Origin of the sequence: Bacillus sp. 3103sda1 (genome assembly GCF_024159135.1) — a bacterium.
GTDB classification, from domain to species: domain Bacteria; phylum Bacillota; class Bacilli; order Bacillales; family Bacillaceae_G; genus Bacillus_A; species Bacillus_A rhizoplanae.
The window spans coordinates 3,488,544-3,509,382 of sequence record NZ_JAMYWS010000001.1 but is presented as its reverse complement, the minus strand read 5'-3'; the positions used below and the strand labels follow the sequence as shown (position 1 = coordinate 3,509,382).

The 20,839-nt window shown below is 37.5% G+C and carries 19 protein-coding genes; 17 read left to right on the top strand and 2 right to left on the bottom strand.

Going from position 1 to position 20,839, the window contains the following annotated elements; genetic code table 11:
* The first annotated feature begins 1 nt into the window (after position 1).
* From NKR74_RS17545 to spo0A, 5 genes are all read left to right on the top strand, one after another.
* Positions 2-841 carry a TlyA family RNA methyltransferase gene (locus tag NKR74_RS17545; protein WP_253630383.1) on the top strand — a complete coding sequence of 280 codons (840 nt, stop codon included), beginning with the start codon at positions 2-4 and terminating at the stop codon, positions 839-841.
* Positions 842-997: 156 nt separating this feature from the next.
* Positions 998-1,447, top strand: coding sequence for an arginine repressor ArgR (argR, locus tag NKR74_RS17540; protein ID WP_253630382.1), 450 nt, complete (start codon positions 998-1,000; stop codon positions 1,445-1,447).
* Positions 1,448-1,779: 332 nt separating this feature from the next.
* Positions 1,780-3,519: a DNA repair protein RecN gene (gene recN, locus NKR74_RS17535; protein ID WP_253630381.1), complete on the top strand. Its 1,740-nt coding sequence runs from the start codon at positions 1,780-1,782 to the stop codon at positions 3,517-3,519.
* 119 nt (positions 3,520-3,638) lie between these two features.
* Positions 3,639-4,940: a SpoIVB peptidase gene (spoIVB, locus tag NKR74_RS17530; RefSeq protein WP_098307613.1), complete on the top strand. Its 1,302-nt coding sequence runs from the start codon at positions 3,639-3,641 to the stop codon at positions 4,938-4,940.
* A gap of 443 nt (positions 4,941-5,383) precedes the next feature.
* Positions 5,384-6,178 carry a sporulation transcription factor Spo0A gene (gene spo0A / locus NKR74_RS17525; protein ID WP_253630380.1) on the top strand — a complete coding sequence of 265 codons (795 nt, stop codon included), beginning with the start codon at positions 5,384-5,386 and terminating at the stop codon, positions 6,176-6,178.
* Between the two features lie 532 nt (positions 6,179-6,710).
* On the opposite strand, the gene NKR74_RS17520 is transcribed toward spo0A, so the two are convergent.
* Positions 6,711-6,857, bottom strand: a complete 147-nt coding sequence (locus NKR74_RS17520; protein WP_253630379.1) for a YycC family protein — start codon at positions 6,855-6,857, stop codon at positions 6,711-6,713.
* Between the two features lie 143 nt (positions 6,858-7,000).
* On the opposite strand from NKR74_RS17520, the gene NKR74_RS17515 reads away from it, so the two are divergent.
* Positions 7,001-7,729, top strand: coding sequence for a glycerophosphodiester phosphodiesterase (locus NKR74_RS17515; RefSeq protein ID WP_253630378.1), 729 nt, complete (start codon positions 7,001-7,003; stop codon positions 7,727-7,729).
* Positions 7,730-7,952: 223 nt separating this feature from the next.
* Here NKR74_RS17515 and NKR74_RS17510 read toward each other — a convergent pair whose 3' ends face one another.
* On the bottom strand, positions 7,953-8,186 hold the full coding sequence (locus tag NKR74_RS17510; RefSeq protein ID WP_253630377.1) for a DUF2627 domain-containing protein: 234 nt from the start codon (positions 8,184-8,186) through the stop codon (positions 7,953-7,955).
* A gap of 138 nt (positions 8,187-8,324) precedes the next feature.
* Here NKR74_RS17510 and NKR74_RS17505 point away from each other — a divergent pair, with 138 nt between their 5' ends.
* The 11 genes from NKR74_RS17505 (at position 8,325) to NKR74_RS17455 (ending at position 20,645) form a co-directional block, all read left to right on the top strand.
* The gene (locus tag NKR74_RS17505; protein WP_253630376.1) at positions 8,325-10,397 is read left to right on the top strand and encodes a sigma 54-interacting transcriptional regulator; all 2,073 of its coding nucleotides are present in this window, start codon (positions 8,325-8,327) and stop codon (positions 10,395-10,397) included.
* A 195-nt stretch (positions 10,398-10,592) separates the two neighbouring features.
* Positions 10,593-11,492 (top strand): phosphate butyryltransferase, encoded by a 900-nt coding sequence (gene yqiS, locus NKR74_RS17500; RefSeq protein ID WP_253630375.1) that lies wholly within the window; start codon positions 10,593-10,595, stop codon positions 11,490-11,492.
* A 104-nt stretch (positions 11,493-11,596) separates the two neighbouring features.
* Complete coding sequence (locus tag NKR74_RS17495) at positions 11,597-12,697, top strand: leucine dehydrogenase (RefSeq protein ID WP_098310597.1); 1,101 nt, start codon at positions 11,597-11,599, stop codon at positions 12,695-12,697.
* Between the two features lie 87 nt (positions 12,698-12,784).
* Positions 12,785-13,888 carry a butyrate kinase gene (gene buk, locus NKR74_RS17490; RefSeq protein WP_253630374.1) on the top strand — a complete coding sequence of 368 codons (1,104 nt, stop codon included), beginning with the start codon at positions 12,785-12,787 and terminating at the stop codon, positions 13,886-13,888.
* A gap of 5 nt (positions 13,889-13,893) precedes the next feature.
* On the top strand, positions 13,894-15,315 hold the full coding sequence (gene lpdA / locus NKR74_RS17485) for a dihydrolipoyl dehydrogenase (RefSeq protein WP_230575986.1): 1,422 nt from the start codon (positions 13,894-13,896) through the stop codon (positions 15,313-15,315).
* 81 nt (positions 15,316-15,396) lie between these two features.
* On the top strand, positions 15,397-16,398 hold the full coding sequence (gene bfmBAA, locus NKR74_RS17480; protein ID WP_098310600.1) for a 3-methyl-2-oxobutanoate dehydrogenase subunit alpha: 1,002 nt from the start codon (positions 15,397-15,399) through the stop codon (positions 16,396-16,398).
* A gap of 13 nt (positions 16,399-16,411) precedes the next feature.
* The gene (bfmBAB, locus tag NKR74_RS17475; RefSeq protein ID WP_098310601.1) at positions 16,412-17,395 is read left to right on the top strand and encodes a 3-methyl-2-oxobutanoate dehydrogenase subunit beta; all 984 of its coding nucleotides are present in this window, start codon (positions 16,412-16,414) and stop codon (positions 17,393-17,395) included.
* Between the two features lie 15 nt (positions 17,396-17,410).
* On the top strand, positions 17,411-18,727 hold the full coding sequence (locus NKR74_RS17470) for a dihydrolipoamide acetyltransferase family protein (protein ID WP_098310602.1): 1,317 nt from the start codon (positions 17,411-17,413) through the stop codon (positions 18,725-18,727).
* Positions 18,728-18,905: 178 nt separating this feature from the next.
* On the top strand, positions 18,906-19,604 hold the full coding sequence (locus NKR74_RS17465; protein ID WP_253630373.1) for a DUF421 domain-containing protein: 699 nt from the start codon (positions 18,906-18,908) through the stop codon (positions 19,602-19,604).
* A 78-nt stretch (positions 19,605-19,682) separates the two neighbouring features.
* Positions 19,683-20,144, top strand: coding sequence for an NUDIX hydrolase (locus NKR74_RS17460; RefSeq protein WP_253630372.1), 462 nt, complete (start codon positions 19,683-19,685; stop codon positions 20,142-20,144).
* Between the two features lie 69 nt (positions 20,145-20,213).
* Entirely contained in the window at positions 20,214-20,645 is a 432-nt protein-coding gene (locus NKR74_RS17455) for a BrxA/BrxB family bacilliredoxin (protein WP_141525084.1), read from the top strand.
* Positions 20,646-20,839: the final 194 nt, after the last annotated feature.

Sequence of the window (20,839 nt, the reverse complement as noted above, 5' to 3'; positions counted from 1 at the left end):
AATGAGCGGGAAAAAAGAAAGAGTAGATGTACTATTAGTAGAACGAGGACTTGTGGAAACAAGAGAAAAAGCAAAGCGGGCTGTTATGGCCGGTCTTGTATATGCTAATGAAATGCGTTTAGATAAGCCGGGTGAAAAAATACCGCAAGATACAGAGCTTACAGTAAAAGGACAAGTGATGCCATATGTAAGCCGTGGTGGATACAAATTAGAGAAGGCATTAGAAACATTTCAAATAAATTTGCAAGATAAGGTTATGTTAGATATCGGTTCCTCAACTGGTGGGTTTACCGATTGTGCTTTGCAAAATGGAGCGAAGTTATCATATGCGTTAGATGTAGGTTATAACCAGCTTGCATGGAAGCTGCGTCAGGACGAGCGCGTTGTGGTAATGGAACGGACGAATTTCCGTTATGTAACACCTGCTGATTTGCAGCAAGGATTACCGCAATTTGCGAGCATTGACGTATCATTCATATCTTTAAAATTAATTTTACCTGTATTGAAAACAATGTTAACTTCTGGTGGAGACGTTGCAGCGCTTATTAAGCCGCAATTTGAAGCTGGGCGAGAACAAGTGGGGAAAAAGGGAATTGTTCGCGACCGTAAAGTGCATGAAGCGGTTATAGAAATGATTGTCGATTTTGCATTAGAAGAGGGTTATGATGTTCAAAATTTAACATTCTCTCCAATTACGGGCGGAGATGGAAATATTGAATTTTTAATTCATTTAAAATGGTATGGTGAGCGTACGCAAGGGGAAAATCATTCTCCTATTCGAGTAGAGGAAGTTGTGACAGAAGCTCACGAAGCCCTGAAGCAAAAAGGAAAAGAGGAATAACAATTGTTGTTCCTTTTTTTAAACATGCAGCAAGCTAGAATTGTAAACACAATTGTAAAAACAACGGTGTACAAGTAACCAGTTATACGTTAACATAAAGAAGTGAAGTATAGCGACGTTAAAACTAAGGTAAGAGATAGTGCGAGGTGCAAAAATATGAATAAAGGGCAGCGCCATATTAAAATCCGAGAAATTATTGCGAATAGAGAAATTGAAACACAAGATGAACTAGTAGATATTTTGCGTAATGAAGGTTTTAATGTAACGCAAGCAACAGTATCACGAGACATTAAAGAATTACATTTAGTAAAGGTGCCACTTCATGACGGAAGGTATAAATATAGCTTACCAGCCGACCAACGATTTAATCCGCTTCAAAAATTAAAACGCAATCTTATCGATTCGTTTGTTAAATTAGATTCAGCTGGTCATATGCTCGTGTTAAAGACATTGCCAGGTAACGCACATGCTCTTGGTGCACTTATTGATCATTTAGAATGGGATGAAATTATTGGCACAATTTGCGGTGATGATACGTGTTTAATTATTTGCCGTACACCTGAAGATACAGGAGTTGTATCGAATCGCTTTTTAAATATGCTGTAACAAAAAGAATCTTGTTTGCTTTATTGCTCAGAAGAGTGAAAAGTAAGCAAGATATTTTTGTTATGAAGAAATATAAAGTGAAACTTCCATCAGTGGGTGGGTTTTACTGCCCGTTAATGCGGGATGAAAATCCAAAATAGCACGTAAAAATACACATTTCCATATCGAAATATCATTATTGTTACATTGACCGAAAAAACAAATGTTTGGTACAATGAAGCAGATTACATAATATATTCTTCATCAAGAAAAGAATGAATAGAAGAATGTATGTGAGAATAGTTTAAGCCTCCAGTATGGAGTGTGAATTAGATAACGAGGTGAATGAGGCATTGTTATCGGAATTATCGATTAGAAACTTTGCTATTATTGAATCATTAAATATTTCTTTTCAAAAAGGGCTGACTGTTTTAAGTGGTGAAACGGGTGCAGGGAAATCCATCATTATTGATGCGATTAGTCTTCTTGTTGGAGGACGCGGTTCTGCGGAATTTGTGCGCTATGGGACAGATAAAGCTGAGATTGAAGGATTATTTTATATTGAGGATGAAAATCATCCTTGCGTTATGAAAGCAGAAGAACTTGATATTGAAATTGAAGATGGCATGATGATTTTAAAACGGGATATTTCTGTGAACGGGAAAAGTGTATGCCGCGTAAACGGAAAACTTGTTACATTAAGTGTATTAAAGGAAATTGGGAAAACGCTTGTTGATATTCATGGGCAACATGAAACACAAGATTTAATGAATGAAGACCGTCATTTATTTATGCTTGATCATTTTGATGGGGACCATATTTTAGTTCAGTTAGAAAAGTATCAACATGTTTATAGAGAATACGAGCAATTAAAAAAACAATTGCTCTCTTTAACAGAGAACGAGCAACAAATGGCACATCGTTTAGACTTGATTCAATTTCAACATGAAGAGATTCGAAATGCAGACTTGAAAATAGATGAAGAGCAAAACTTATTAGAAGAACGATTGAAGATTTCGAACTTCGAAAAGATTTATAAGGCGTTGGGTGATTCGTATCGTTCTTTAACTGAAGACCGTTCTGGTTTAGATCATGTACGAAATGCAATGAATCAAATGGAGAGCATTACGGATTTGGATATAGCATATCAAGAAAACTATGATGCGATTGCAAATAGTTATTATTTATTAGAAGAGGTCGCTTATCAGCTGCGTGAAAAGTTAGATATGATGGAGTATGACCCTAATCGTTTAGATGAAATTGAAACGCGTTTAAATGAAATTCGTATGTTAAAGCGTAAATATGGAAATACTGTAGAAGAAATTTTAGCATATGCGGATGAAATCGAACAAGAAATATTTACCATTGAAAATAAAGATGTACACATTGAAACAACGAGAAAAAAATTAAAAGAAGTAGAACATCTTATAGTAAAAGAAGCAAAATTATTAAGTGGCATGCGTCATAATCTTGCGAACCGATTAACAACAGCAATTCATCAAGAATTAAAAGAGCTGTACATGGAAAAAACAAAATTTGAAGTAATGATAAAGAAAAAAGAAGGGACAATTGACGATCCTCTTGTCGAAGGAGCTTCTGTAAAAATGACCCAAGATGGGTATGACTATGTGGAATTTTATATTTCTACAAATCCAGGAGAACCGTTAAAGCCGCTTTCTAAAGTAGCTTCAGGAGGAGAATTATCCCGTATTATATTAGCGTTAAAGAGTATTTTCTCTAAACATCAAGGTGTTGCTTCTGTTATTTTTGATGAGGTAGACACTGGAGTAAGCGGGCGTGTTGCACAGGCAATTGCTGAAAAAATCTATCGTGTTTCCGTCAATTCACAAGTGCTATGTATTACACATTTACCACAAGTCGCGTCTATGGCAGATTCTCATTTGTTTATTCGTAAACAAATTGTCAATGAACGAACAGTTACATCTGTTACTGTACTAAGTCAGGATGAAAAGGTGACAGAAATTGCTCGCATGATTTCTGGTGTAGAAATAACTGATTTAACAACAGAGCATGCAAGAGAGTTACTCTCGCAAGCGCATCGTTTTAAACAAGCAGCAGAGGCTATCCAATAATGGATAGCTTTTTTTGTAACAACAATGATTTCTTAATTCTTCCGGTTATAAAGAAAGGGTAGCAAGGAGAGATTAAAAAGTGAAGCCGCTTGGCTGAATGTGGGTTAGGAGCGAGGAGAGTGAAAAGATTGAAATTAGAGCAATTTCGAAAAATCATAGGAATCTGTCTCCTTGTTTCGCTTGTCTTTATTGGGTGTTATAAACCGCTTCGCGAGTTTATTTCACTTCCAAAGCAACTTGTTATGTTTCAAAATCAAGATTCACAAGTATCTTCTTTACCTGTATTTCAAACAAAATCAACAGATGAAACGATTTTTACAATTGTTTCTCAACATGCTGGTGAAAAAACAATTGCAGTAAATCCGCATCAAAGCGGAGAAGCTGATATGGTTTATGAGCTTGCAGGATTGCCGGTGAAAAAAGTAAATGTAAAAGTATTAAAAGATTTTAAGGTGGTTCCAGGTGGGCAATCAATAGGAGTAAAGTTAAATGCAAAAGGGGTACTTGTTGTAGGCCATCATTTGATCCAAACAGAAAAAGGAAAAGTATCTCCGGGTGAGCTTGCAGGTGTGCAAGTAGGGGATATGATTACTGAAATAAATGGTAAGACGATTGAACGCATGAGTGATATTGCACCATTTATTCATGATAGCGGGAAAACAGGGGAATCGCTTAATCTTGTTTTATTGCGAGATGGAAAATATATTCGAACAAAATTAACTCCGCAAAAAGATGGGGGAGAACAGTCGTATCGAATTGGGTTGTATATTCGTGACTCAGCTGCAGGTATTGGAACAATGACTTTTATTCATCCAGAATCAATGAAATACGGTGCACTTGGTCATGTTATTTCTGACAATGATACGAAAAAACCAATTCAAGTTGAAGATGGACAAATTGTTCGTTCGACAGTAACATCCATTGAACGTGGTAGTAATGGTGATCCGGGTGAAAAACTAGCAAGATTTTCACCAGATCATGAAATTATTGGTAATATTACAACGAATAGTCCATTTGGTATTTTCGGTAAGTTAAATACAGGAATGAAAAATGGAATTATGGATGAAGCAATTCCAATTGCTCTTTCTTATCAAGTAAAAGAGGGACCTGCGAAAATTTTGACGGTTATTGATCAAGATAAAGTGGAAGCATTCGATATAGAAATCGTAAGTACAGTTCCGCAAAAATTCCCTGCAACAAAAGGGATGGTTGTTAAGATTACAGATAAACGTCTATTAGAAAAAACAGGTGGAATTGTACAAGGAATGAGTGGTAGTCCTATTATACAAGATGGGAAATTAGTTGGAGCTGTAACACACGTATTTGTTAATGACCCAACATCCGGATATGGAGTTCATATTGAGTGGATGCTACATGAAGCGGGTATTAATATTTATAACGATCAGAAAAAAGCAAGCTGAATTTATTCAGCTTGCTTTTTTTCGATCTATCCCGCTATTCGCGGGCAGTAAACCCCCACCTCAAGATGCAGAGAAAAGCGAAGAAGATAGGTGGGGAATAACTGTCCGTAAAAGCCCGATTGGTGAGAGCTTTCCATCAGTGGGGGATGAAGAAACCCCCGCTGATGGAAATTTCACTGTATAAAGTCGTTGAAAAGTTACAAAAGTTTCGCAATGGTTGTTTTTTGTTGTAAAATAAAAGTAGAGTATGTATATTCGGTTGTAATCATATGATGGAATATGTAAAGAAAAACTAAGAAATGAACGATAAAGATGTTTTTTTGTGATTTTTTCGGAATTTAAGAAAGTTTTAAAGGGGATTTTCACATAATTGTCGAACAATTCATGTAGTCTAGAAGCTAATACTTTATGTCGGGAGAAATCATTTGTAGGGAGGAAAAGCTGTGGAGAAAATTAAAGTGTGTCTCGTGGATGATAATAAAGAACTTATATCTATGTTAGAGAGTTATGTTGCCGCTCAAGATGATATGGAAGTGATTGGGGTAGCTTACAATGGTCAAGAGTGCTTAAATTTATTAAAAGAGAGACAACCGGATGTACTGGTCCTTGATATTATTATGCCACATTTAGATGGACTCGCAGTGTTAGAAAAAATGCGTCATATTGACCGTTTCAAACAGCCAAATGTTATTATGCTAACAGCGTTTGGACAAGAGGATGTGACAAAAAAAGCTGTTGATTTAGGTGCATCATATTTTATATTAAAACCATTTGATATGGAAAACTTAACAAGTCACATTCGTCAAGTGAGTGGAAAATCAAGCGCTACAATTAAACGTCCACTATCAGCTTTTCGTTCTGTAACAACGTCTGATGGAAAACCGAAAAATTTAGATGCGAGCATTACAAGTATCATTCATGAAATTGGTGTACCAGCTCATATTAAAGGGTATATGTATTTGCGCGAGGCGATCTCAATGGTATATAACGACATTGAGTTGCTTGGATCAATTACAAAAGTACTATATCCAGATATCGCAAAGAAATATAATACAACGGCAAGCCGTGTCGAACGTGCAATCCGTCATGCAATTGAAGTTGCATGGAGCCGAGGGAATATTGAATCCATTTCTTCTTTATTTGGTTATACTGTCTCCATGTCAAAAGCGAAACCTACGAACAGTGAATTCATCGCGATGGTTGCAGATAAATTAAGGCTTGAGCATAAGGCGAGCTGAATTAACGATATCAATAGATGAAGCGGTTTTGTTTATAAAAGTAAATTCAGCAATAAATTTCTTTTTTAATCAATAAATCATTGATATACAAATCGATGAACATTCCTTTTATGGTAGTTTTAGATAACCATCATGAAAGGAATGTTCATTTTTTATACCGCATTAACGGGCAGTAAGCGCCTCACCTCAAGATTCAGAGAAAAGCAAAGAAGATAGGTGGGGGATAACTGCTGGCATGTGCCTGATTGGTTCAACTAACCATCAGCATCAGTGGGGGATGAAGAAAGCTTCCGGTGATGGAAGTTTCACTTTATTGTTTCAACGGGAAGGTATCGGAGGTTTTCTTTTGAGAAGCAAGAATGTTTAAATGTTACATGTTGTTTTGATTATAAAGGAGAGATAGGATGAAGCGGTGATTGTTTGTTGTGTTGGGAATTTATTAGGGAATTGACAAGAAACCCCCACTTCAAGATCCGAAGGAGATAAGTGGCGGGAATTTTCATAAGAAAAGTCCTGTGCATAACAGGACTGTCTATTCTGTATCTTTATTTTGTTTTTCTAATTCAACAAGTTTTTGAATTAAAATATGCTGAGGCATATGCATAAGCTGTTCAAGTGGAACACCGAGAGCTTTAGATAACTTAATAGCTGTGTCTGGTGAAAGTTGTAATGGTTTCATAAAAGTACCTCCTTTTTGTATAGTATAACATAAAGAGAAGTCTTCATTGGCGGGAGATTCGCTAATGGTAGTAGCTCGTAAGGTTTGTAACCTGCAATGATTTCTTACTAGCCGTTAGAGCAGATGAGATTTGAGGTGAGAAGATGACGCTAATTTTTGGACATCGCGGGGCTGCGGGAACATACCCGGAAAATACAATGATTTCTTTTCAAGCGGCGGAGCAGTTCGGAGCGGATGGAATTGAATTGGATGTTCAGTTCACAAAAGATAGAAAAATTGTTGTCATTCATGATGAAACAGTAAATCGAACGACGAATGGAAAAGGTGCAGTTCGGAATTATTTATATGAAGATTTGCGTGCGTTAGATGCCAGTTATACATTTAATGATAAGGTCGGTGCGTGCCGCATTCCTTTATTAGAAGAGGTGTTAGAATGGCTAGAAACAAACAACCTTTTTCTTAATATCGAATTAAAGAATAATAAGGTGCCGTATCGAGGTTTAGAAGAAGAGGTGATTACGCTCATTCGAAAATATAATATGGAGGAGCGAATTATTCTATCTTCTTTTAATCATTATAGTATGAAAAAGTGTCATATGATGGCTCCTGATATTGAAACAGCAATTTTATATAAAGAAGGGCTGCATAGTCCGTGGGCTTATGCGAAAAAGATGGGAGCCAGTGCCATTCATCCGAACTATCGTTATATTTCGGATGGGATTATAGAATTAACGATGATAAATGGTGTAGCGGTGCGTCCATATACGATTAATGATAAAGAAGTGATGAGAAAGTTTTTGAGGATGAATGTGACTGCTATTATTACAGACTATCCAGAGCGCGTGAAAAAGCTATTGCAAGGTAAAAAATGAGACCTTTCTTCAGAGAAGGTCTCATTTTTCGTATGAACGTTTGGTATTGTGGAATATTTCAAGGTGAAGAATTCTATTCGGTTATTCGCGAGCAGTAAGACTCCCACCTCAAGATGGAGAGAGAAGTGAAGGAGAAAGGGATGGGATAACTGCCCGTAAAATCTCGATTGGTTCAACTAACTATCAGTGGGGGATGAAGAACCCCACTGATAGAAGTTTCATTTTATCTTCGAAAGCGAGCTTGTACTTTATTTCGTTTTCGGTCACGATATAAAACGAATCCGCCAAAAATATAAAAACCAATCGCAAAGCAGAGTGCTCCAATTAAAAATTGTAACCATAATACAGGGATTGGAGAGAAAAGAATACCGAAGACAGTATCTCTCATCAGTTTAATGCCTACCACAGCTAGTAAAATAGGGATAACTGCTAAAAGAAGAGCGAAGTAACGCTGCATGCGGAAAACTCCTTTTCAGACAATTTAGTATATACAAAATGATGTTATAATTTGTGTTCGTTTGTCAAGAGGTTTCGGAACAAGTAAGATAGAGGTGTGAAAAATTTTGCAGAGGTGCTGCGGAAGGATTGGTGGCATATGAGACAAAGAGCATTAATTATTGGAGCGGGTGCTGGGGGTAGTGCGATTCTAGGTCTGCTGCAAAAATCGAATATATTTGAAGTGGTTGCGATTGTGGATATTGATGAAAAGGCAAAAGGTATACAACTTGCAAAGGGTCTTTATATTTCTACAGGAAGTGATTGGGAAGCGTTTATACGAGAGGATATTGATGTCATCTTTGATATGACAGGTGACTACAGTGTGTATGAAAAGGTTTTAGTAAAGAAAAAAGAAGATGCACTGCTTGTCCCGGGTGACGTTGCGAATATTGTTGTTAAGCTTGCGCATGAAAAAGAAATGTTAATTGGACAGTTAAAAGAACAAACGCAGCAGCGTGACCTGATTTTAAATTCAACGCACGATGGTATGATTGTTGTTAATAAAGATGGGAATGTACTATTATTCAATAAAAGTGCGGAACGAATGATAGGCTATAAAAGCGAAGATGTTGTTAATAAGTACATTTTAGAAGTAATTCCAACAAGTAAGTTACTTCGTATTGTTCGTACGAAACAAATTGAGATTAATCAAGAATTAACATTACATAATGGAAAGAAAATTATTTCAACACGCATTCCGATTTTAAATGAAATTGGGGAAGTGCAAGGGGCGTTTGCGGTTTTTAAAGATATTACCGAAATTGTAAATTTGGCTGAAGAAGTGACGAATTTAAAAGAAATTCAAACGCTGCTAGAAGCAATTATTCATTCTTCTGAAGAAGCGATTTCCGTTGTTGATGAACAAGGACGAGGGCTTGTTATTAATCCAGCCTATACAAAATTAACAGGTCTTTCTGAAGAAGATATTATTGGTAAACCGGCGACAACGGATATTGTAGAAGGAGAAAGTATGCATATGAAAGTGCTCCGGACACGCAGAGCAGTGCGTGGTATTCATATGAAGATTGGTCAAAAAAAGAGAGATGTTATTGTAAACGTAGCCCCGGTTATTGTTGATGGGATTTTAAAGGGAAGTGTTGGTGTAATTCGTGATGTATCCGAAATTCAAAAGTTAACAAATGAATTAAATAGGGCAAGACAAATTATTCGTACGTTGGAGGCGAAATATTCATTCGATGATATTGTTGGAACGTCAGAAGAGATTATAGCGGCAATTGAACAAGCGAAACTAGGAGCGAATACACCAGCGACGGTACTACTGCGCGGAGAGTCAGGAACTGGAAAAGAATTATTTGCGCATGCCATTCATAATGGCAGCAATCGGAAGTACAATAAGTTTGTTCGGGTGAATTGTGCAGCAATTTCCGAATCGCTATTAGAAAGTGAACTATTTGGTTACGAAGAAGGAGCATTTTCCGGCGCGCGACGTGGAGGGAAGCGTGGTTTTTTTGAGGAAGCAAATAATGGAAGTATTTTCTTAGATGAAATAGGAGAACTGTCTGCGAATACACAGGCGAAATTACTCCGTGTTTTGCAAGAGAAAGAAATTGTGAGGGTCGGAGGTACGAAGCCGATTCCTATTAATGTTCGAGTTATTGCCGCAACGCATGTGAACTTAGAAAAAGCGATTTTAGATGGTGATTTTCGGGAAGATTTATATTATCGCTTAAATAAAATTCCAATTCATATTCCATCGCTCGGTCAACGTAAAGAAGATATTGCTGAAATTGCTGATCGGTTAATTCAAAAAATTAATCAAGACTATGGACGCAATGTCGAAGGATTAACGGAATCAGCGGTGCAGTATTTGCAGTCGTATGATTGGCCTGGAAATGTTCGAGAGCTTGAAAATATTTTAGGGCGAGCAATTATTTTTATGAATTATAATGAAATGTATATTGATGTACATCATTTACCTCCGTTACATCAAGATGACCAATCTGAATTGAAAGGGAGTAATTTACTTCCTGACTTAGAAGAAAAGCCTCTTGATGATTTAGTAGCTGAATTTGAAGGGAATATTATTCATGAGTACTTATCTAGATTTGATGGGAATAAAACGAAAACGGCCCAAGCATTAGGGGTCTCGGTTCGGAATTTATATTATAAACTAGAAAAATACGAACGTGCAAAAAATGGCATGCAATAAATTTCATACCGTGCAAGAAATTGCACGGTAAATAGAATGCGACAAAAGTAGACGGAATTTTTTGTTTAGTTACAAAATGTTGATTTTTCTACGTTTTGAATGCGTTTTCAAAAATATTTAAAGGGGATTTAAAAGTTGGCACGATATTTGCTTTAATATAAGCGAGGGACGACGAGGAAGGGTTGATTACAAAATATGAAGTTACAAACTTTAATTGATCAGGCAGCAGAGCAGCCGAAAAAAACAGTTGCCGTTGCAGTAGCTGAAGATCATGAAGTAATTGAAGCGGTTGCAAAGGCTGTTCAATTACAGTTAGCTCAATTTCGTCTATATGGAAATCAAGAAACGATTATGAATATGTTACAAGGACATGGATTACAGCCTTCAGAACATATTGAAGTAATCTCTGCTACATCTAATGCAGAAGCTGCTGAATTAGCAGTAAAAGCTGTAAGAGGCGGAGAAGCAGATGTACTTATGAAGGGGAATATTCCAACCGCTAGCATTTTGAAAGCAGTATTAAATAAAGAATGGGGTCTTCGTAAAGGCGGTGTGTTATCACACGTTGCAGCTTTTGAAGTACCCAATTATGATCGCTTTATCATTGTAACAGATGCAGCGATGAATATTGCTCCAGATGCGCAGCAAAAAGCGGCTATTGCACAAAATGCGGTTGAAGTTGCCCGGGCAATAGGAGTGGAAGTACCGAAAGTAGCTCCGATTGCTGCTGTGGAAGTTGTAAATCCAGTAATGCAAGCAACGATTGATGCAGCAATGTTAACGCAAATGAATCGTCGAGGACAAATTAAAGATTGTATCATTGATGGACCACTTGCTTTAGATATTGCCGTTTCACAAATTGCAGCAGAGCATAAAGGAATTCAAAGTGATGTAGCTGGCAAAGCAGATATTTTACTCGTCCCAACAATTGAAGCTGGAAATGTATTATATAAATCGCTTGTATACTTTGCAAATGCAAAAGTAGGAGCGATTATCGCCGGAGCAAAAGCACCGATTGTGTTAACATCTCGCGCAGATTCAGCAGAAACAAAAGTGTATTCATTAGCATTGGCAGTTACGACTGCTTCTAAATAAACTTTCTTGCAGTACATGTTTTATTTTCATTAATGATTAAGGAAATGAGTCCAGTATAATGGGCTAAAATCGAAAATGTTAAACATATCAAGGGGGAAATTACAATGACATTAGAAATTTTCAAATACTTAGAAACTTACGATTACGAGCAAGTAGTATTCTGTCAAGATAAAGAATCAGGATTAAAAGCAATTATTGCAATTCATGATACAACTCTTGGACCAGCTCTTGGCGGAACAAGAATGTGGACATACGATTCTGAAGAAGCTGCAATTGAAGATGCTCTTCGTCTTGCAAAAGGAATGACATATAAAAACGCAGCTGCTGGTTTAAACTTAGGCGGTGCAAAAACAGTTATTATCGGCGATCCACGTAAAGATAAGAGCGAAGCAATGTTCCGTGCATTAGGCCGTTACATTCAAGGTTTAAATGGCCGTTACATTACAGCAGAAGATGTTGGTACAACTGTAGATGATATGGATATTATTCATGAAGAGACAGATTTCGTAACAGGTATTTCACCTTCATTCGGTTCTTCTGGTAACCCATCTCCAGTAACTGCTTACGGTGTATATGTTGGTATGAAAGCAGCTGCAAAAGAAGCGTTCGGTACAGATAGCTTAGAAGGTAAGGTAATTGCTGTTCAAGGTGTAGGAAATGTAGCTTATCACCTATGTAAACACCTACATGCAGAAGGTGCAAAATTAATCGTTACAGATATTAATAAAGAAGCTGTACAACGTGCTGTAGATGAATTTGGTGCAACTGCTGTTGAACCTAACGAAATTTACGGTGTAGAATGTGATATCTATGCACCATGTGCATTAGGAGCAACAGTAAATGATGAAACAATTCCACAATTAAAAGCGAAAGTAATTGCTGGTTCTGCAAATAACCAATTAAAAGAAGATCGTCATGGCGATATCGTTCATGAAATGGGTATCGTATATGCACCAGACTATGTTATTAACGCAGGTGGCGTAATTAACGTAGCGGATGAGTTATACGGATACAATAGAGAGCGTGCATTAAAACGTGTAGAAGCAATTTATGACACGATTGCAAAAGTAATCGAAATTTCAAAACGTGATGGCGTGCCAACATATGTAGCGGCAGATCGTCTTGCTGAAGAGCGCATCGCAAGCTTAAAAAATACACGCAGCACATTTTTAAGTAACGGCCACAACATTTTAAGCCGTCGCTAATTAATAGAAAAAGTAAATATGAAAGCAGTAGCGGCTTCATTTAGAAGTTGCTACTGTCTTTCTAAATAAATGGTGGAGGGAGCAGCCTTGTCCGTGAATCGAATTCTTGTCATTAATCCTGGTAGTACATCTACGAAGATTGGTGTTTTTGATAATGAAAGACCTGTTTTAGAAGAAACAATTCGTCATGACGAAGAACAGATTGGGAAATATAAGCGTATTATTGATCAATATGAATTTCGCAAGCAAACTATTTTAGAGGTGCTTCATTCCCATGGCATTAATATTTCTAAGTTAAATGCTGTATGCGGACGCGGCGGATTACTTCGCCCGATTGAAGGCGGTACGTATACAGTAAATGAAGCTATGCTAGAAGATTTAAAAAATGGTTATAGTGGCCATCATGCTTCCAATTTGGGAGGTATTTTAGCATATGAAATCGCTTCTGGACTTAACATTCCAGCGTTTATTGTTGATCCAGTAGTTGTAGATGAAATGGATGATATTGCCCGTATTAGCGGAATAGCTGGCATGGAGCGAAGAAGTATTTTTCATGCGCTAAACCAAAAAGCAGTAGCTCGTAAAGTTGCAAAAGAACTTGATCGTAAATATGAAGATTTAAACTTATTAATTGCACATATGGGCGGCGGTATTTCAGTTGGTGCTCATAAAAAAGGAAAAGTTATTGATGTAAATAACGGTTTAAATGGAGAAGGACCATTCAGCCCAGAACGTGCAGGAACAGTTCCGGTAGGTCAGCTTGTAGAAATGTGCTTCTCTGGTGACTATTACCGTGATGAAATGATGAAAAAAATCGTTGGACAAGGAGGCTTAGTCAGCTTACTTGGTACAAATGATGCAATTAAAGTAGAAAAGATGGTAGAACAAGGTGATTCAGAAGCAACACTTGTTTATACAGCGATGGCATATCAAGTTGCAAAAGAAATTGGCGGATCAAGTGCAGTTCTTCATGGGAAAGTAGATGCAATTGTTTTAACTGGTGGACTTGCATATAGCAAAATCCTTGTTGATGAAATTAAAGAGCGCGTTCATTGGATTGCCGATGTAATTGTACATCCAGGAGAAGATGAACTACAAGCATTAGCAGAAGGTGCGCTTCGTGTACTTCGTGAAGAAGAAGTTGCAAAAGAGTATGTTGTAAGGGAAAAAGAAACCGTAGCTAGGGGTTGAAAAATATGGCAAAAGAGTACGATTTAGTTATTGTTGGTGGCGGTACAGGCGGATATGTTGCTGCTATTCGTGCATCACAATTAGGACTAACAACAGCGCTTGTTGAAAAAGAGAATCTTGGTGGCACATGTTTACACAAAGGTTGTATCCCAAGTAAAGCGTTGCTTCGTAGTGCGGAAGTATACGCAACGGCGAAAAAAGGGGAAGAATTTGGTGTTGTTACAAGCGATGTTTCATTAAACTTTGCAAAAGTACAAGAACGTAAAGAAAAAATCGTTAGCCAACTTCATAAAGGTGTTCAGCATTTAATGAAGCAAGGGAAAATCGATGTATATGAAGGAATTGGTCGTATCCTTGGCCCATCTATTTTCTCACCGATGCCGGGAACGATTTCTGTTGAATTAGCAAGTGGTGAAGAGAATGAAATGCTTATTCCGAAAAACGTAATCGTTGCAACAGGATCACGTCCAAATTCTTTACCAGGACTTGAGCTTGATGGTGAATATGTTATGTCATCTGACCACGCTTTAAAAATGGAAGCGCTTCCTGAGTCTGTTATTATTGTTGGTGGCGGTGTAATCGGTATTGAGTGGGCGTCTATGCTTGCTGATTTCGGTGTCGAAGTAACTGTACTTGAATATGCAAAACATGTTCTTCCACTTGAAGATCAAGACGTTTCTAAAGAAATGCAGCGTTTGCTTAAGAAAAAAGGTATTAAGATTGTAACTGGTGCAAAAGTATTACCAGAAACTTTAGTAAAAGATAATGGTGTTACAATTCAAGCGGAACTTAACGGTGAAAATAAAGAATTTAAAGCTGAAAAAATGCTTGTATCTGTTGGAAGACAAGCAAACACACAAAATATCGGCTTAGAAAATACAGATATCGTTGTTGAAAAAGGTTATATTCAAACAAATGAATATTATCAAACGAAAGAATCACACATTTATGCGATTGGCGATGTAATTGGCGGCTTGCAACTTGCACACGTTGCTTCTCATGAAGGAATTGTAGCAGTTGAACATATTGCTAGAAAAGAGCCGATGCCAATTGATTACTCTATGGTATCTAAATGTGTATATAGTAGCCCAGAAGTTGCTTCTGTCGGTTTAACAGAGCAAGAAGCAAAAGAAAAAGGCTATAAATTAAAAGTAGGTAAATTCTCATTCCGTGCAATCGGTAAAGCGCTTGTATATGGAGAATCTGATGGTTTTGTGAAACTTGTTGTTGATGAAGAAACAAATGATATTCTTGGTGTTCATATGATTGGACCGCACGTAACAGATATGATCTCAGAAGCAGGTCTTGCAAGAGTATTAGATGCAACGCCTTGGGAAGTTGCACATACAATTCATCCGCATCCATCATTATCAGAAGCAATTGGTGAAGCTGCGTTAGCAGTTGATGGAAAAGCGTTACACGGATAAAAGTGAACCATTGGGAATGGATAGTGTATCGTTCTTGCTTTATAATAGAGCGGGGTAAAAAGGATTTAGGAGGGTGTTAAAATGGCTGAAGTAAAAGCAAAGCGCCATGAAGAGCTTGGCTTAAGCGATGAGCAAGTATTAGAAATGTATCGCACGATGTTACTCGCACGTAAAATTGACGAGCGTATGTGGTTATTAAACCGTGCAGGGAAAATTCCTTTTGTAATTTCTTGTCAAGGACAAGAAGCTGCACAAGTAGGCGCAGCATTTGCACTTGATCGCGAAAAGGACTACGCATTACCATATTACCGTGATATGGGTGTCGTGTTAGCATTTGGTATGACAGCAAAAGAGCTTATGCTATCTGGATTTGCAAAAGCAGAAGATCCAAACTCTGGCGGACGTCAAATGCCTGGACACTTTGGACAAAAGAAAAATCGCATCGTAACAGGTTCTTCACCAGTTACAACGCAAGTACCGCACGCAGTAGGTATTGCATTAGCGGGACAGATGGAAGGAAAAGATTTAGTAACGTTTGTTACATTTGGAGAAGGTTCTTCTAACCAAGGTGACTTCCATGAAGGTGCAAACTTTGCAGGAGTACACAAATTACCAGTTATTTTCATGTGCGAAAATAACAAATATGCAATTTCTATCCCAGTTGAAAAACAATTAGCTTGTAAAAATGTATCTGATCGTGCAATCGGTTACGGTATGCCAGGATACACAGTAGACGGAAATGATCCGCTTGAAGTATATAAAGCTGTAAAAGAAGCGGCAGATCGTGGTCGCCGTGGTGAAGGTCCAACATTAATTGAAACGGTATCTTATCGTTTAACAGCTCACTCTAGTGACGATGATGATCGTGTGTACCGTGACAGAGAAGAAGTAGAAGAAGCAAAGAAAAAAGATCCAATCTATACATTTGCAAACTACTTAAAAGAAGTAGGTATTTTAACAGAGGAATCTGAAAAACAAATGTTAGATGACGTGATGCATATCGTAAACGAAGCAACAGAATATGCAGAGAATGCTCCGTATGCAGATCCAGAATCTGCATTAAAGCACGTATACGCGGAATAAGGGGGAACGTTTCATGGCTGTAATGTCTTATATTGACGCGATTACATTAGCAATGCGCGAGGAAATGGAACGCGATGAGAAAGTATTTGTATTAGGAGAAGACGTTGGTAAAAAAGGTGGCGTATTTAAAGCGACAACTGGATTATATGATCAATTTGGTGAAATGCGCGCGCTTGATACACCACTTGCAGAATCGGCAATTGCTGGGGTAGCAATCGGTGCAGCGATGTATGGAATGCGCCCAATTGCAGAAATGCAATTTGCAGACTTCATTATGCCAGCGGTAAACCAAATTGTTTCTGAAGCAGCAAAAATTCGTTACCGTTCTAACAATGACTGGACTTGTCCAATCACGATCCGCGCACCATTTGGCGGCGGTGTTCACGGTGCATTGTATCATTCTCAATCTGTAGAAGCACTTTTTGCAAATCAACCTGGTTTAAAAATTGTCATTCCTTCTACACCGTATGATGCAAAAGGTTTATTAAAAGCAGCAATTCGTGATGAAGATCCAGTACTATTCTTTGAACATAAACGTGCATATCGCTTAATTAAGGGTGAAGTGCCGGAAGATGATTATGTATTACCAATCGGAAAAGCAGACGTAAAACGTGAGGGTGATGATATTACTGTTATCACATACGGATTATGTGTTCACTTTGCTCTTCAAGCTGCTGAAAAATTAGCACAAGATGGCATTTCTGCTCACATTCTTGATTTACGTACTGTATATCCGTTAGATAAGGAAGCAATTATTGAAGCAGCTTCAAAAACAGGTAAAGTTCTTCTTGTAACGGAAGATAATAAAGAAGGAAGCATTATGAGTGAAGTAGCAGCAATTATCGCAGAAAATTGCTTATTCGACCTTGATGCACCAATTGCTCGTCTTGCAGGTCCAGACGTTCCAGCAATGCCATATGCACCAACAATGGAAAAATTCTTTATGGTAAATCCAGATAAAGTTGAAAAAGCAATGCGCGAACTTGCGGAATTTTAATCGGGGGGACTATACATGGCTGTAGAAAAAATTACGATGCCTCAGCTTGGGGAGAGTGTAACGGAAGGTACAATTAGTAAATGGCTTGTTTCTGTTGGTGATCATGTAAATAAATATGATCCGCTTGCAGAAGTAATGACAGATAAAGTAAACGCAGAAGTACCATCTTCTTTCACTGGGGTTGTTACAGAGTTAATCGCTGGCGAAGGTGATACATTAGCTGTTGGTGAAGTGATTTGTATGATTCAAGTTGAAGGTGCAAATGAAGTAGCTGCAACAGCTGTAGAAGAAAAAACAGAAGAGGCGCCAAAAGCAGAGACAGCTGCATCAGCACCAGCAGCGCCAAAAGCGAAGCAACCAACTGATGGTAAGCCACGCTTTTCACCAGCTGTATTAAAACTTGCAGGTGAACATAATATTGATTTAGATGTAGTAGAAGGTACGGGAACAAATGGCCGTATTACGCGCAAAGATATTTTAAAATTAGTGGAATCTGGAAATATTCCACAAGCAGGTGCGAAGAAAGAAGCAGCAGCTGCACCAATTACGCAAGAAGCACCAAAGGCTGCGCCAGCACCAGCAGCTCCAAAAACAGAAGCGGCAAAACCAGTATCTGTACCAACAATGCCTGGAGATATTGAAATCCCAGTGACTGGTGTGCGTAAAGCGATTGCTGCAAACATGCTGCGCAGTAAGCATGAAGCACCGCATGCTTGGATGATGATTGAAGTGGATGTAACAGACCTTGTTTCATACCGTAATTCAATTAAAGGTGAATTTAAAAAGCGTGAAGGCTTCAACTTAACATTCTTTGCATTCTTTGTAAAAGCTGTTGCACAAGCATTAAAAGAATACCCACAAATTAATTCTATGTGGGCTGGCGATAAAATTGTTCAGAAGAAAGATATCAATCTTTCTATCGCAGTTGCAACTGACGATGAACTATTCGTTCCAGTTATTAAGCATGCTGATGAGAAAACAATTAAAGGTATCGCTCGTGAAATTACTGAGCTTGCAACGAAAGTACGTACGAAGTCATTAAAAGCTGACGAAATGCAAGGTGGAACATTTACAATCAATAATACAGGATCGTTTGGTTCTGTTCAGTCTATGGGTATTATTAATTATCCACAGGCGGCAATTTTACAAGTGGAATCTATCGTGAAACGTCCAGTGATTATGGATAATGGTATGTTCGGTGCACGTGATATGGTTAACTTATGTCTATCCCTTGACCATCGCGTACTGGACGGATTCATTTGCGGTAAGTTCTTAGGCCGTGTGAAAGAAATTCTTGAGAATACGTCTGCAGATAACACTTCTGTATATTAATCATAGGAAGGCCCGCCAATTGGCGGGCTTTTTTTACGTATATGAATGAGAAGTTTTTAAGTGGAAGCATATTTCCTATGTAAATTTGCAACTTAGCTGAAGATTTACATTGTTTTTTACATAGACAATACGGATAAACATAAACTAAAAGGAGGAATTTTGTTAAGGGGTGCCATTTATGCATATATTTGAAGGAGCAAAGCATCTTTCGAATTTCGAATGGGTGATCCGTGCCATATTGGCATATATGTTTTTAATTATTGTTGCAAAAGCAATGGGACAACGCTCTATTGCTCAGCTTCGTTTTTTAGATCTTGTGCTAGTACTATTATTAGGCGGAAATATATCGAACGCATTATCTGATGAAAGAGTAGGCCTTCTCGGTTCTCTGATTACAACATTTGTTCTCGTAGTACTTCATATAGTAAGTTCCGTTTTGACATTAAAGGTGGATTGGTGGAGACGTTTTTTAGAGCCTGCACCGATTATTCTGATACATAATGGTTCTGTTCAGTTTAATAATCTAAAGAAGGCACGGATTACAGTAGAGTATTTATTTTCTGAGCTGAGATTGCAAGGTATTACAGATATTCAAACAGTAAAACTAGCCTTATGGGAAGCAAGTGGAGTTGTTTCTGTATTTCAATATGCAGCATATGAAAAAGTGTCTCGAAAAGATATGAAAATATATGCAGAGCAATCACCTATTACATTTATCTTGATAAAGAATGGGGATATCCAAAAGGATGTTCTCGCTTTAATAGAAAAAACAGAAGAGTGGGTAAAAGATGAGTTAAAGCAGAAAGTACCAATTCAATTGATTCAATTAGCAACGATAGATGAAAAGGGACAAATAAACATTTTGCTTAAAAAGTAAAAAAATTACGCATTTTTCCATTTTATACATATGATACAATGGTGTGGACAAGGAAATAAAAAAGAAAGGTTTGTTGGAATGGGATATGTGGAGGAATTACGAAAAATAGTTGGTCACTACCCTTTAATTTTAGTCGGTTCGGTTGTTCTTGTATTGAATAAAGATGGGGAAGTATTATTACAACAAAGACAAGAACCGTATGGGAAATGGGGACTTCTTGGTGGATTAATGGAGCTGCGGGAATCACCAGAAGAAACTGCATACCGTGAAGTGTATGAAGAAGCCGGCATTCGTGTGAAGAATTTGCAGCTCATTAATGTGTTCTCAGGTGCAAAACATTTTGTGAAACTTGCAAACGGTGACGAGTTCCAAGCAGTAACCACTGCATATTATACTCATGATTATGAAGGAGAACTTACTGTAAACAAAAAAGAAGCAATACAATTAAAGTTTTTTTCGGTTACAGAATTACCAGAGTATATTGTAGGATCGCATAAAAGAATGATTGAAGTATATGTAGAAATGATACAAAGCAAGTAAGTTTACTTGTATTTTAGAAATAGTTATTGGTAAGATACAGATAGGTATATGTGAGGAGGGAAAACTTTGATGAATTTCAACTTTTTTATGAATGATGTTGTCCGTCAAGCACGCGAAGAAATCGTGGCAGCTGGCTATACAGAATTAACAACAACAGAAGCCGTAGAGGAAGCATTACAAAAGAAAGGCACAACGCTTGTAATGGTAAACTCTGTGTGTGGCTGTGCAGGTGGTATTGCACGTCCAGCAGCAGCACATTCGGTTCATTATGATAAACGCCCAGACAATCTTGTTACTGTATTTGCAGGTCAAGATAAAGAAGCAACGGCACGTGCTCGTGAATATTTTGAAGGATATCCACCGTCTTCTCCGTCGTTTGCATTATTAAAAGACGGTAAGATTGTGACAATGGTTGAGCGTCATGAAATTGAAGGCCATGAACCAATGCAGGTAATTGCTAAATTACAATCGTACTTTGAAGAACATTGTGATGAAATGTAATATACCTTTTTAGAACCGTTAAGAATAGAATCTTAACGGTTCTTTTTTTACATAAAATCAGCTGTTTATGCATAAAATTATACAGTGTACAAACTGTTAATAATGTTGTGGAAAGAAAAAATAAATTAATTTTTATTTTATTTATTGCATAAAAATTAATTTATTGCTACAATACATTAAACGAATAAAAATTC

What these genes read in the sequence shown, in the direction of transcription:
- argR (WP_253630382.1), top strand. Translation starts at nt 998, where the DNA reads ATGAATAAAGGGCAGCGCCATATTAAAATCCGAGAAATTATTGCGAAT.
- NKR74_RS17495 (WP_098310597.1), top strand. Translation starts at nt 11,597, where the DNA reads ATGACATTAGAAATTTTCAAATACTTAGAAACTTACGATTACGAGCAA.
- yqiS (WP_253630375.1), top strand. Translation starts at nt 10,593, where the DNA reads ATGAAGTTACAAACTTTAATTGATCAGGCAGCAGAGCAGCCGAAAAAA.
- NKR74_RS17515 (WP_253630378.1), top strand. Translation starts at nt 7,001, where the DNA reads ATGACGCTAATTTTTGGACATCGCGGGGCTGCGGGAACATACCCGGAA.
- lpdA (WP_230575986.1), top strand. Translation starts at nt 13,894, where the DNA reads ATGGCAAAAGAGTACGATTTAGTTATTGTTGGTGGCGGTACAGGCGGA.
- NKR74_RS17455 (WP_141525084.1), top strand. Translation starts at nt 20,214, where the DNA reads ATGAATTTCAACTTTTTTATGAATGATGTTGTCCGTCAAGCACGCGAA.
- bfmBAA (WP_098310600.1), top strand. Translation starts at nt 15,397, where the DNA reads ATGGCTGAAGTAAAAGCAAAGCGCCATGAAGAGCTTGGCTTAAGCGAT.
- NKR74_RS17460 (WP_253630372.1), top strand. Translation starts at nt 19,683, where the DNA reads ATGGGATATGTGGAGGAATTACGAAAAATAGTTGGTCACTACCCTTTA.
- NKR74_RS17545 (WP_253630383.1), top strand. Translation starts at nt 2, where the DNA reads ATGAGCGGGAAAAAAGAAAGAGTAGATGTACTATTAGTAGAACGAGGA.
- NKR74_RS17505 (WP_253630376.1), top strand. Translation starts at nt 8,325, where the DNA reads ATGAGACAAAGAGCATTAATTATTGGAGCGGGTGCTGGGGGTAGTGCG.
- NKR74_RS17520 (WP_253630379.1), bottom strand. Translation starts at nt 6,857, where the DNA reads ATGAAACCATTACAACTTTCACCAGACACAGCTATTAAGTTATCTAAA.
- NKR74_RS17470 (WP_098310602.1), top strand. Translation starts at nt 17,411, where the DNA reads ATGGCTGTAGAAAAAATTACGATGCCTCAGCTTGGGGAGAGTGTAACG.
- NKR74_RS17465 (WP_253630373.1), top strand. Translation starts at nt 18,906, where the DNA reads ATGCATATATTTGAAGGAGCAAAGCATCTTTCGAATTTCGAATGGGTG.
- NKR74_RS17510 (WP_253630377.1), bottom strand. Translation starts at nt 8,186, where the DNA reads ATGCAGCGTTACTTCGCTCTTCTTTTAGCAGTTATCCCTATTTTACTA.
- bfmBAB (WP_098310601.1), top strand. Translation starts at nt 16,412, where the DNA reads ATGGCTGTAATGTCTTATATTGACGCGATTACATTAGCAATGCGCGAG.